This is a genomic window from Cerasicoccus maritimus (genome assembly GCA_031296935.1).
Taxonomy (GTDB): domain Bacteria; phylum Verrucomicrobiota; class Verrucomicrobiia; order Opitutales; family Cerasicoccaceae; genus Cerasicoccus; species Cerasicoccus maritimus.
Window position 1 is genome coordinate 308,574 of the sequence record JAVDPD010000003.1, and the last position, 12,064, is coordinate 320,637.

The 12,064-nt window shown below is 55.8% G+C and carries 8 protein-coding genes; 6 read left to right on the forward strand and 2 right to left on the reverse strand.

The features are described from left to right. The first annotated feature begins 12 nt into the window (after positions 1 to 12). The 6 genes from RBB62_RS03065 to RBB62_RS03090 all read left to right on the forward strand — a co-directional run bounded on the left by RBB62_RS03065 (position 13) and on the right by RBB62_RS03090 (position 11,086). Positions 13 to 669: a sulfotransferase family 2 domain-containing protein gene (locus RBB62_RS03065; RefSeq protein WP_309396900.1), complete on the forward strand. Its 657-nt coding sequence runs from the start codon at positions 13 to 15 to the stop codon at positions 667 to 669. Positions 670 to 694: 25 nt separating this feature from the next. Further along, positions 695 to 3,529, forward strand: coding sequence for a hsp70 family protein (locus RBB62_RS03070; protein ID WP_309396902.1), 2,835 nt, complete (start codon positions 695 to 697; stop codon positions 3,527 to 3,529). A 99-nt stretch (positions 3,530 to 3,628) separates the two neighbouring features. Continuing rightward, positions 3,629 to 5,203 carry an alkaline phosphatase D family protein gene (locus RBB62_RS03075; RefSeq protein ID WP_309396904.1) on the forward strand — a complete coding sequence of 525 codons (1,575 nt, stop codon included), beginning with the start codon at positions 3,629 to 3,631 and terminating at the stop codon, positions 5,201 to 5,203. Positions 5,204 to 5,429: 226 nt separating this feature from the next. Then, positions 5,430 to 7,898 (forward strand): hypothetical protein, encoded by a 2,469-nt coding sequence (locus RBB62_RS03080; protein ID WP_309396906.1) that lies wholly within the window; start codon positions 5,430 to 5,432, stop codon positions 7,896 to 7,898. 135 nt (positions 7,899 to 8,033) lie between these two features. Continuing rightward, positions 8,034 to 9,527: a glycosyl hydrolase family 28-related protein gene (locus RBB62_RS03085; RefSeq protein ID WP_309396908.1), complete on the forward strand. Its 1,494-nt coding sequence runs from the start codon at positions 8,034 to 8,036 to the stop codon at positions 9,525 to 9,527. 143 nt (positions 9,528 to 9,670) lie between these two features. Further along, positions 9,671 to 11,086 (forward strand): alanine/glycine:cation symporter family protein, encoded by a 1,416-nt coding sequence (locus RBB62_RS03090; RefSeq protein ID WP_309396910.1) that lies wholly within the window; start codon positions 9,671 to 9,673, stop codon positions 11,084 to 11,086. Positions 11,087 to 11,176: 90 nt separating this feature from the next. On the opposite strand, the gene RBB62_RS03095 is transcribed toward RBB62_RS03090, so the two are convergent. Together RBB62_RS03095 and RBB62_RS03100 are read right to left on the reverse strand one after the other, a co-directional pair. Further along, a complete protein-coding gene (locus tag RBB62_RS03095) occupies positions 11,177 to 11,485 on the reverse strand; it encodes a hypothetical protein (protein ID WP_309396912.1) in 309 nt (102 codons plus the stop codon). Positions 11,486 to 11,565: 80 nt separating this feature from the next. After that, positions 11,566 to 11,937, reverse strand: a complete 372-nt coding sequence (locus RBB62_RS03100) for a hypothetical protein (protein ID WP_309396914.1) — start codon at positions 11,935 to 11,937, stop codon at positions 11,566 to 11,568. Positions 11,938 to 12,064: the final 127 nt, after the last annotated feature.

Sequence of the window (12,064 nt, forward strand, 5' to 3'; positions counted from 1 at the left end):
TCGACTCTTATCATGCCTCTCTTTGTTAATCGCAATACGGATCCAGTCTGCTATGCTTTGGTGAGTTACAAATGCCTGTACAGTAAGTTTTCAGGTTCCGAGGATTGGAGGGGCGTTTCTGAATATTTTACTCCTCGCTTGTTGTTGCATAAGTTAGTACGAACGCCGGGAGCGAAGTTGCTCATCGTGATGCGCAACCCGTATGAACGTACTGTATCTTGCTTTAAGGATAAATATCGCAAGCAGCCTACGCGTATTCATGAGGCTAACTTTGAATGGCAGTATTGCCATGATTTAGTATTCCAGCAGATTGGAGTTCGTCTTGATGCGAGTGATGAGGAGAAGGCTGCGGCTTTGCTGGAATTAAGCTTTCAGAGATTCATGAAAATCCTGCCAAAAATTTATATGAGCGATGGGCATTTCAGTCCTCAGTATTGGGCGTTGCGCATTCATTGGGCGGGGCGGCGTCTGCCCGGGCTGGGTCGATTCAAGGTGGTGCACATGGAGAATCCCGATGAATTGGAGACTCTTCCGAGCCTTGAATTTAGCGTATTCAGCAATAGCACCAAGCACATCTCTGCAGATTTCGATTGGGATGAGGAGTCGCGGGCAATTGTGCAAAAATTGTATCATAAGGATTTCATTTTAGGTGGCTATTCATGCGCCTGATAGTGGATGCTAGTTGGTTTCTGCCATGCCCGCTCGTTACACTATTGGAATAGACCTTGGCACCTCAAATTGTGCCTTGGCTTACGTTGATGCCGAGGCACCGTCGCCGCGCACGCACTTGCTTGAAGCGCCGCAGTATGAAGCGCTCGGCAAGTGGCGAGAAGATGCGGTGCTGCCCTCGTTCTGTTATTTTTTGACCGACGACGAAGCGCGTGAGTTGCATGGAAAAGACGCGCAAGGAGAAGGCAACATTGCTGATTGGTCGCGCTCGCGGGTGGTGGGTCTTTGGGCGCGGGAGATGGCTTCGCTGGCGCCGGAGCGGGTGGCGTATTCTGCTAAGTCATGGCTTTGTCATCGGGGCGTGGATCGCGAAAGTAAACTGTTGCCCTGGCAGTCCACGGTCTTGCCCGCTGAGCGTAAGCTCTCGCCCGTCGATGTGTCGGCGGCCTACTTGAGCTACCTGCGCACGGTGTGGGATCAGCAAATGGCGGCTAAGGACAAGACGGCGCGCTTTGACCGGCAGGACATCGTGATCACCGTACCGGCATCCTTCGACAGCGATGCGCAGCGCTTAACTTTGGAAGCGGCTGAGCGTGCGGGGTTTCCAGCGTCAACGCGTTTATTGGAAGAACCGCAGGCGGCGTTTTATGCATGGCTGGAACGGCATCCTGGCTCCGAGGAGTTGGCGGCGGCGTTTCCGCAATTGAATGAGCGGCCGGAGTTGGTTCTCGTCTGCGATATTGGCGGCGGAACGTCTGACTTTAGTTTGTTTGAAGTCACTGCGCCGAAGGATGCTGGCGACTTGCCTTCGATCCGTCGCTTGGCGGTGAGTGAACACATTTTGTTGGGCGGCGACAACCTCGACCTTGCGCTGGCCAAGACGATGGAAGCGCGCTTGACCGATGGCGGCGAACTATCCACCAGTGCCTGGGCTCAGTTGCTCTCGCAATGTCGCAGCCTCAAGGAGCGCGTGTTGGCGATGTCCTCGCCGGAGCGCGAGAAGAAGCTGCCGGTATCGGTAACCGAAGGGGGCTCAAGTTTGTTTGCGTCGGCCCGCAGCGCGGACATCACCCAGGGCGAGTTGCTCGACCTCGTGCTCGATGGGTTCTTTCCGGATTGTCCGGCGGACGCAAAGCCCGAGCGTGAGCTGGGCGGCATACGCGAAATGGGGCTGCCCTATGCGCAGGATTCGGCGATCACGCGTCATTTGGCGGGCTTTTTGAATGGTCGCCGCGTGGACGCCTTGTTGTTCAATGGCGGCACGGTAGCGTCGTCGATATTGCGGGACCGGCTGTGTGCTCAGGCGGCCAAGTGGCAGGACGGCGCGAGCCCCAACGTGCTGGCCAATGATGAGCCGCATCTGGCCGTGGCCCGCGGTGCGGCACACTACCGTTACTGCGAGCGCGAGGCGGCCGGGGTGACCATTTCCGGCGGTAGTGGCCACGCAATTTATTTGGAGATCGAAGGGGCAGCGCCTAAGAAGCTGCGTGGTAAGAAAAAGAAGAAAGCTGCCGCCATGCTGACGGGCGTTTGTATTCTGCCGCAAGGCGCGGAGATCGAATCGCCACAACGGCTCGTCGAGCACGATATCCAGCTACTCGTCGATCGGCCGGTTCGCTTTCAGGCGTGGACCTCGCCGTCGCGGCCCGATGATGCCGTGGGCGAGATTGTTGATTTGAACGACGACGCTTTTCACCGATTGCCCGCGTTGAGCACATTGGCGCAACTGCCGCCGACCGTGGAGAAGCCGGCTGACGGCAAGCTGGCCGTGCATTTGATTTCCGAGCTGAACAACCTTGGTTTGCTGCAGGTCGTTTGCGAAAGCGTGCGCCGTGTAGGGGACCGCCAGCGGCGCTGGGCGCTGGAATTTAACCTGCGCGAGAAGCTGAGCGAAGGCGATGCGCCGCAGAAGTCAGCGGGAGGTGAAGACACCGGTGTCTCGACCGAAGATCTGCAAAAGGCGCAAGCTGAGATTGAAAAATTCTTTGGATTACAAAGTTACTCTGCGGAGCAAAGTAATCCTGCGCGTCTATTGAAGGAACTGGAGGAGTTGCTCCGATTGAAGCGCAAGGAGTGGAACACTGCACTTTTGCGAGAGCTTTGGGAGCCGCTGGGCGAAGCGTTGACCAAGCGTGATATTTCGGTGGAGCACGAGCTGGCTTGGCTGATGGCGGCGGGGTTCTCTTTGCGTCCTGGCTATGGCCATGCGTTTGACCAATACCGCATGCAGCGGTTGTGGTTTGTGCATGAGCTGGGTTTGGCGCACGACCGCGATAAGGCGATCCGCGAGCAGTTGTTTATCCTGTGGCGCCGGACGGCCGGTGGTCTCGACCGCGAGCAGCAACTGACGTTGTATCGTGATTGGCAGGAGAAGATTTACGAAGACACCAAGCAGGGCTATGAACCGCTGCGCATGGCGGGCGCCTTGGAGCTACTGCCGGTCGAGGAGCGCACGAAGCTGGCCCGACATTGCCAGGCGTTGATCACTGGGCGCGCTGGAAAGTTTTGCGATCACGCGATTTGGGCCTTGGGGCGTTTGCTGAGTAGGACCCCGCTTTATGGTGGCGAGAGTGCGATTTTACCGAGCGAGTTGGTGTCGGAGGTTTTCGCTGCGATTGAGCCATTGGCGTGGCGGGATTCGCTTGCCGGTTTGACGACTTCTTTTGCGCAGGCCGCGCGCAAGCTGGATAGCCGTGACCACGATTTGCCTGCTGGCTTACGTGAACGAGTTCTAGCCAAGCTGCGTGACTCGGGCGCATCGGCAGAGCAGCTTCGCAGTGTGGAGGAGTTCATCCCGCTCGAAGAAAAAGACCGCCAGCAGCTTTTTGGGGAGTCACTGCCGGTCGGTTTGCAATGGTGAAGCAGCCCTAAGAAAGGAGGGGGTTGGGCCGAGATAAGGTATTGTTCGATCGTATGAGCGTGCTAAGGTTTGCTTATGGCTACTGTGTTTGGACCTATCTTGAAATTATGGGATAGCTCGCCTGATGAATGGCAGGTGAGTGTGCTCGTTGGCTTGGAGGCCAAGCAAACCTCATCCTTGTCTTTTTCCATTCCCGGCGATAGCAGCGAGGCTTCAGCGACCTTTGAGTATGTGGCGAAACGCTTTCGCGATGTGAAAGGTGTGAGGAGTGATCTATACTTTTACCGTAAGGTGATCAAGGTTCCGCTGCACGAGCGTTATACCAAGGTCGCTTATCGCGTGGGCAATGACGGTGAGTCGTTTGAGTTTCACGTTCCGCAGAAGGGGCAGATGCCGCATATCGCTTATGGTTCGTGCAATGGTTTTCATGATCCAAAGCTGCTGAAAAAGCAATTGGGTGCCAAGAATGCTTCCGGTGAAACTGAGGCAGGGGCGATGTGGACCAAGCTGGCGAAGCAACACAAGCAAAGCGCCACTCGTTTTAACCTGTTGGTCCTGGGAGGGGATCAAGTTTACTCGGATATCTCTCTCGATCGATTCGAGGACGATGTGCTGGACTGGTCATGGTTTACTTCGACGAAAAAGCAGAAGGCGACGAAGGTGACCAAGGAAATCGAAGGGCAACTGCATAGTCTCTACACAAATCTCTACTGCGATAGTTGGATCGGCAACGTGCCAATGATGCGTGTTATGGCGACTTGCCCGACGTTGATGATGTGGGACGACCATGACATCATGGACGGATGGGGGTCTTATGAAAATGGCCGCGAGCGTTGGGATATTTATGCGAAGGGAGTTTACCCGGCCGCGCGTGATGCGTTTCTGTTGTTTCAGCAACACTGCAAACCCGGGCAGGCACCGGCTAGGCGTCTCGCTGAGGTGGGGGAGTCCAATTTATCCGAAGTGCATGTCTTGGGCGACCTCGTGATCGCACACTTGGATACGCGTAGCGAACGCAAACCCGAGCAAGTGATGTCGAAACGAAGTTGGTTCGCGCTCAATGAGTATTTAAACTCGCTGGACGGCGTGAAGCATTTGTTCCTTTGCGTGAGTGTGCCAGTGGCGTATGCGGATTTTGAATCGATTGAAAACATACTCTTGAAGATCCCTGGCGACCAAGGCGTGGAGGATGACTTACGAGACCATTGGCGTAGTGAACCGCATCGTATTACGCGGGAAAAAATGCTGAAGAGCTTGTTTCGGTTTTCGCGGGAGAAGCAGTGCCGTGTCACGATTATTTCCGGTGACGTGCATGTGGCGGCGCATGGGGTGATTGAACTGTTTGATGGCGAGTCCAATTTTCAGCGCACGAATCGTATTCATCAACTGGTCTCTTCGCCGATCATGAACAAGGCGGGGAATCCGTTGGTGAACTTGATATTGGCATGGCAGGGAAGCTCGGAAGAGGTCATTAATACCAGCATTCGCGCGCGCATGCTACCACTCCGGTGGGGCGATGTGATGGCGCCTAAAAGCCGCCCGTATGTGTGGGAGCGTAATTGGCTGAGCTTACGTCCCGAAAAGGACACGGGCGCTTATCGTGCAGAGTGGCACATTGAACATTCTGATTATCCGTGCCGCGAGGAAATCCACGCCGTTCAGCTGGCACTGTAGACAAACGCTGGCAATTGGATGAGTGGCGCGGGATTGTGTTTTACATTTCTGGAGCTTTTCTCTGGCTAGGCTTGAGTTGACGCGAGGGGTGAATTGGGGATAAGGTCGTTGAATGTGGTTTATTGCATTTTGGAATAAACTCCGGGTAGCAGACTCTTATTCCTTAATCGACTAGCCACTTGCGCGGACTTTCGTTCGCGCAAACACCATCATGCTTTTTTGACCTATGACACTGCTTCCCCGACTTTCATCCCGTATGCTTTGGCTGGCGTTGACGCTGGCGGGCGCGTGCGCTCAAGCGGCGACGATTAACGGCTTAGTCCAACTCGGTAATTCTACATCGCCTACGCCGATTGAGGGCGCGGCTGTCACCTTGTGGGAGGCTACGCCGGGGGCGTCAGTCCATCGGGGAGACGCGACCACCGACGCTAGTGGGGCATTCTCCATCGACTCGGCGACAGGCATGACGGGTGGCACGTTTTACGTTACTGCGCGCATTGGCGTGGCGAACGAATTTTTGGCGCTGCTCGGGCAGGACTTGCCTGCGAACATCGTCGTTAATGAACAGACGACGGTCGCGGGTGCCTACGCCTCGGCGCAGATGACCGAGGATGGCAAAATTTCCGGCACGGCTTTGGAGCTGAGCATTGCGGCGGGGATGAGCGCGAACTTGGTGGATATCACCACTGGCGGCGATACCTCGGTGATGCTGGAAGGCCCGAACTCCGACCAAACCAATTCGCTGCGCACGCTGCATTCGCTGGCCAACGTTTTGAATGCCTGCGTGAATAGCGAGGCGATCACGGCGGACTTTTTACAGAAGGCCACGCCTCCGGGCTACTCGACACCGAGCACGACGGCCGAAGCCATGAGCTTTTTGGCGCAGCGCCCTGCAACGAACGCGAGCGACATTTATCAGATTTCGCGTTTGGTGGCGGAGTATGACCGCACGCTGACGGCGGAGGTCGAGTCTTGGGTGATTGCAGTGAAGGTTAATCAGTCTGGCAGCGATGATCCGGAGAACTGGTTTGGTGGTCCGGCCAATGTGGGCTTCGACTCGAAGGGCTACGCTTGGGTCGCGAACAACGTGGTGCAGGGGGGCACGGAGTCCGCAAAAATTGTCATGGTGCTCAAGCCCAATGGCCAGCCTTCGGATGGTTCGGATAATCGCCCACAATCGCCGATTTCCGGCGGCGGTATTTTAGGTGTCGGCTGGGGCGTCTCGGTGGATAGTCAGGACCGTGTTTGGTTTGGCAATTTTGGCTGGGGCACAGAAACGTCCAGCTACCCGACGCAGGCGCGCGAGGGCAATGGCAGTGTGGCCCAGTTTGCAGTTGAAGGGGAAGCCATTTCACCAGACGACGGCTTTTTCCAGGGGCCGTTAAGTGTGCAGGGAATCGAGCCGGACGCCGACGACAACATCTGGATCGCGAGCTTGGGCAACGACAGCTTGTTCTTTTTCCCGGATGGCGACCCCTATCGCTCGAAGGCCGTTTATCAATACACCAACGCGGGGCCATTTGGCATCGGCGTACGGCCAGACGGCGAGGTATGGATGTCCAACTCCGGCGGCATTGCCGGCAAATATCAGAGCAGCATTGCGCGCTTCAAGTTGGATGAAAACGGCAATCCCGAGCAGGTCTTCTTAAAGGAAGTCGGCGATACCTTGAAGGTCGTGGCCTCGGACTCTTATGGCAATGCGTGGCTGGCCTCGCAGGGCGACAGCATGGTCTACGTCTTCGCCGCGGATGCGACAGGCGATGACGACCCGATCGGCGCCTACACCGCTATCGGTGGTTTGGATGGCCCGTGGGGTTTGTGTGTGGACGGCGATGACAACGTCTGGATCGGCAACTTTGGGTCCTTGACGCCGGGTGAGTTTGGCGACGGTCGCGTGACCCAGTTAGGCGGCGCGAATGCTGCGACGCGTCCTCCCGGCGTCGGCATGGGTGATGCGATGAGCCCGGATGGCGGCTTCCGCGTGGAGTCGGCTGGCGAGCAAGTGCTTTTGCCCGATAATCAGACGCCGCTTTATGGCGACGGCGAACCGCCGAGCTATGCCCCGCAAATGCGCTCGACCAGCGTGCAGATCGACCGTGCGGGCAACCTGTGGACCTTTAACAACTGGAAGCCGCCTTTCCTCAATGACTACATTAACAACCCGGGTGGTGATGGTCTGTTGATCTTTGTGGGACTCGCGCCCGCGCCGAAGAAATACGACGCCGAGCTGACGAAAGACAGCGATGGCGATGGCCTCATCGACGAGTTCGAGTATCAGGTCATCAACTTCAGCGACAGCGACGCGTATGTAGATTTCTCTGACGTAACGCCTGGAGGCGACTTCGATAACGACGGCTTGATCGAATCCGCAGAGCAGGGCGCTGGCTCGAGTCCGGCAGCGGAAGACACCGATGGCGACCTCTTCGACGACCAGCAGGAAGTCGACTTTGGCTCGGACCCAACGGACCCGGATAGTTTGCCGATCGAGGAGGAAATTCTCGTCGCGGTAGAATATCGATTTTCGACAATGGTCGGTTACCTGTATCAAGTACAGTTTTCGGACGACCTGGAGCTTTGGACCGATATCGGAGATCCGGTTGTAGGCGATGGTGAGGAGCACAGCGTCATGCTGTCCGTCGAAGGCGAGGGCAAGACGAGCGAGAACTACCGTCTCCTGATTACCTTGGCTGAGTAGGAGCCGCTGGGCAGCTGCTTGCGAAACGCTTCTATCGCGACTGCGCAGCTGTAGCCATTCTTATCTTGCGTGATTGGGCCGTTTGGCAAGCATGGGGTAGTGAGTCTGTGTTGTCTCAATTTTCCCCTTCATCTCATGAAATATTCCCTACTCCTTGGCGCGGGTTTGCTGGCGTCTGAAACTAAGGCGCAACAATACTCTGAGCTCTGGGGGCAAGCGGGCGAAAAATGGTCGGCAGGCAGTCGTTTGCCGGACTTTTCTTATGCCGGTTATCATTTTGGCGAGGACCCGCTGCCGGACGTGGAGGTCGCTTGTTCGGTGAAGGATTTTGGTGCCGTTGGTGATGGCGTGCACGATGACACCCAGGCGTTTAAAGACGCGATTGCGCAAACGGAACGAGGTGCCATCTTCGTGCCACCGGGGCGCTACCTGATCACCGACATACTTTGGATCGAAAAGCCGCACCTTGTCTTGCGTGGCGCTGGGCCGGATCGGAGCGTCTTGTATTGCCCGAAGCCGCTGGAAAAAATCAAGCCTCACCCGAGCGCAACTACGGAGGGGCGCCCCACGTCGAACTATTCCTGGAGCGGTGGCATTGTGTGGATTAAAGGCAAGTATGAGCGCGCCTGGCTAACGAAAATTTCCGGCAGTGCACAGCGGGGCGAACGTTGGTTGGACGTCGAGTCCACACATCGGCTTGCGGTCGGCGACACCGTGCTTGTTTGGGCCAATGACGACGAGGCGAACACCCTCATCGATTACCTCTATTCCGGTGATCCGGGAGAAACCGAAAACCTGTCGAAGGTCAAGGCGCACATGCGTTCGCGCATCACGGCTATCGAAGGCCAGCGCGTGCAGCTGGAGCGGCCCTTAAGCTTTGATGTGCGCCCGGAGTGGACGCCGCTGCTGCGTGGCGGTGGCGCGACCGTTTATGAAAGCGGAGTCGAAGACCTGGGGTTTGAATTTCCCAACACACCCTACGAAGGCCACTTCACAGAGTGGGGCTACAACGCGATTGCGATCAGCGACGCGGTGGATTGCTGGGTGCGCGACGTGCGGATTGAAAACGCCGACAGCGGCATCTTTCTACGCGGCTACAACTGCACGATCAACGGCGTGCTGATCGAGTCCGAGCGGGAGCCGGATAAGCACGGGAAAACGGGTCATCATGGCTTGGACATGGGGGTCGATTGCTTGCTGGAAAATTTCGATATCCAAACGGAGTTTATTCACGATATCACGGTCGACGCCTATGCGGCGCGCAATGTCGTGAAGAATGGCCGTGGCCGCAACCTGACGCTCGATCACCATAAGCGCGCACCGTATCAGAATCTATTTTGCAATCTGGATGTCGGTGAAGGCACGGACATATGGCACTGTGGTGGTGGCTCGGCGCTGGGTAAGCACTCAGCCGCACGCGGTGTGTTTTGGCGTTTTCAATCGCAGCAGAATTTGACGCTGCCGCCCGATAAATTTGGCCCGCCGTCATTGATGTTTGTCGGGCTAAAAACGGAAACGCCCTCGACCACTGATATCGACGGCGTGTGGTGGGAAGCGATTCCACCCGAGGAGTTGCAGCCGGTGGACTTGCACGCTGCCCAGCTCAAACGGCGTCTGGGCGTTGAGTAAATATTAGAGATAACATGAAGTTGCCGGGTTGAGCAAGTGCTGGACCCGGTAACTTCATGTTATCTCTAGACATCTCACAAATCGGCCCACATCCTGCGAATCTTCGCGACACCACATGAAACTCACCACTTTGCATACGCGCGATGGATTGGCTGAATAACATCATCAGTTCCATCAATGGAGTCCTCTGGGGCTATCTCTTGGTTTATCTCCTGCTAGGGGTGGGCGTTTACTTCACGGTGCGCAGCCGCTTCGTGCAGGTGCGTCTGTTCTTTCAGTCGTTCCGCGAAATGCTGGGCGGTGTGAAGGGCGGAGAGAATGCAATCTCTCCCTTCCAGGCTTTTGCCACGGGCTTGGCGAGCCGCGTAGGCACGGGTAATATCGCCGGCGTCGCGGTGGCGATATCACTGGGCGGCCCTGGTGCGGTTTTTTGGATGTGGGTAACTGCGCTGGTTGGCATGGCCAGCTCGGTTATCGAATGTTCCTTGGCGCAGCTTTACAAAGTGAAGCATGGCGACAGCACGTTTCGCGGTGGCCCGGCCTATTACATTCAGTACGGATTAGGCAGCCGCAAGTGGGGCATCGTCTTTGCGGTGGCGCTGATCATTTGCTTTGGCCTGGTTTTCAATGCGGTGCAAACGAACTCTATCCGCGTGATTGTAGAAGGCGCCTACGGTGTGCCGAGTTGGGTGACGGCGATTGTTGTCACTGCCCTGGCGGCACCAGTTATTTTTGGCGGTGTGCGCAGCGTGGCGGTGTTGGCGGGCGTCATGGTGCCAATCATGGCTGTGGCGTATTTACTGATGGCGGGCTACGCTGTGGTGCACCATATTTCCGAACTGCCCAGTGTGTTGGCGCTGATTGTTAAAAGTGCGTTTGGCTTGCAGGAAGCGGCAGGCGGATTCACCGGCTTTGCGGTTTCACAAGCGATGACGATGGGCATCAAGCGCGGGTTGTTCTCGAATGAAGCCGGTATGGGATCTGCGCCCAATGCCGCGGCGACTGCAACTGCAAATCACCCGGTAGGCCAGGCGCTGCTGCAAATGCTCGGAGCGTTCATCGACACGATTATTGTCTGCACCGCGACGGCGGTGTTGATCCTCGTGTCCGGCGCTTATGATCCCTTGGCGAGCACCGTAGGGCCGGAGTTGACTCACCATGCGCTGGAGAATGAAGTGGGGGGCTTCGGTAAACATTTCCTGGCGGTGGCGATTTTCTTCTTCGGCTTTTCATCGATCATTGGCAACTACGCTTACGCCGAGGGCAATGTGGAATTCATACGGCGTAGCCCAAGGGTCATTTTCATATTTCGCGTGATCGTGCTGGGCATGGTCTTCTTTGGCGCCGTGGGAGAGGCTCCGTTGGTGTGGAACATGGCCGACTTGAGCCAAGCCACGATGGCGCTAATCAATCTGGTGGCGATCAGCCTGCTTGGTGGCGTGGCGATGAAGCTTTTGCGCGACTACGAAGCACAGCTTAAGTCGACGAAAAAGCCCGTCTTCAAGTCCGAGCGCACGCCTGAGCTGAAAGACAAGTTGCCTTCGGATAGCTGGAACTGAGAGGGGGCGCGCCGAGAACGTCAAAGTGAGGCGATGGCTGTGGAGCGAAGCGTAACAGACATTGCCTCAACTGCCTTGTTCTCATTACTTTCATTCATTGTTCTCAAGAATTTTGAAGTCACTTTCAAGTCCCACTATCTGCTCTTCATCATCGATAAGCCATCCACCAAAATAGCGTTTTCCATCCGCTTCCTCTGCTTGAAATATTACCACTCTTTTCTTTTCCTTATCTTCGTCGCAATGATACCAAGCAAAACATGGCAGAACCATGTCGATAGGTTGACCAATTCTTTTTCCATCAGCTTCAAGTATGAATGATGCTCGATTCGCTCTGGTATCTTCAGCAGTTGCAAGCCTTCCTACGGTTGCTTCAAAACTATTTATATCTGGCCATTTCATTTTTCTAGAGAACGCTAAGAGTAGCTGACCGTCATGGAGCGCCGCAAGGCGCGGAATGAAGGGTCAGCTATCTCGATTTGTTAGGCATTCATATAGCTTGGTAAGTCGGATTCATCAAGTCTCTTGTGTGCACGCTGAATCATGGAGCAAAGCTCATCAGGTAATTCCTCAAGCGAAATTTGTTCCATCCAGAATGTGTAGTTAGCAGTGTTCCACTGCATATATTCACCAAGCAAGCGATAATACTCCCTTAATGGCTTTTGCCATTTCGGGTAGCAAAATTCAAGAGCTCCTTCTTCAGGTTCGCGATACCAGCCGAAGATTGGCAAATACGCTTTTGGGCTGACGCCACGAAGCCCAACAAACCTACGTCTGATGGCATCGAAAATAAGATAGTCAACGGTTGGCGACTCCGAGACAGAGGTATATTTCCATGAGCTGGTCGGAATCATTTTGGTATTCGCCTATACTCAGGCGCCCCGTGTTCGGCGATGGCGTCTTGGAGCAAGGTCAGCACATCCTCGGCTTTGATGGCTCGGTCGGAATGGATGCAGTGGCATTCACGCGTGTATTCGTCGA

What these genes read in the sequence shown, in the direction of transcription:
- RBB62_RS03065 (WP_309396900.1), top strand. Translation starts at nt 13, where the DNA reads ATGCCTCTCTTTGTTAATCGCAATACGGATCCAGTCTGCTATGCTTTG.
- RBB62_RS03070 (WP_309396902.1), top strand. Translation starts at nt 695, where the DNA reads ATGCCCGCTCGTTACACTATTGGAATAGACCTTGGCACCTCAAATTGT.
- RBB62_RS03080 (WP_309396906.1), top strand. Translation starts at nt 5,430, where the DNA reads ATGACACTGCTTCCCCGACTTTCATCCCGTATGCTTTGGCTGGCGTTG.
- RBB62_RS03085 (WP_309396908.1), top strand. Translation starts at nt 8,034, where the DNA reads ATGAAATATTCCCTACTCCTTGGCGCGGGTTTGCTGGCGTCTGAAACT.
- RBB62_RS03090 (WP_309396910.1), top strand. Translation starts at nt 9,671, where the DNA reads ATGGATTGGCTGAATAACATCATCAGTTCCATCAATGGAGTCCTCTGG.
- RBB62_RS03095 (WP_309396912.1), bottom strand. Translation starts at nt 11,485, where the DNA reads ATGAAATGGCCAGATATAAATAGTTTTGAAGCAACCGTAGGAAGGCTT.
- RBB62_RS03100 (WP_309396914.1), bottom strand. Translation starts at nt 11,937, where the DNA reads ATGATTCCGACCAGCTCATGGAAATATACCTCTGTCTCGGAGTCGCCA.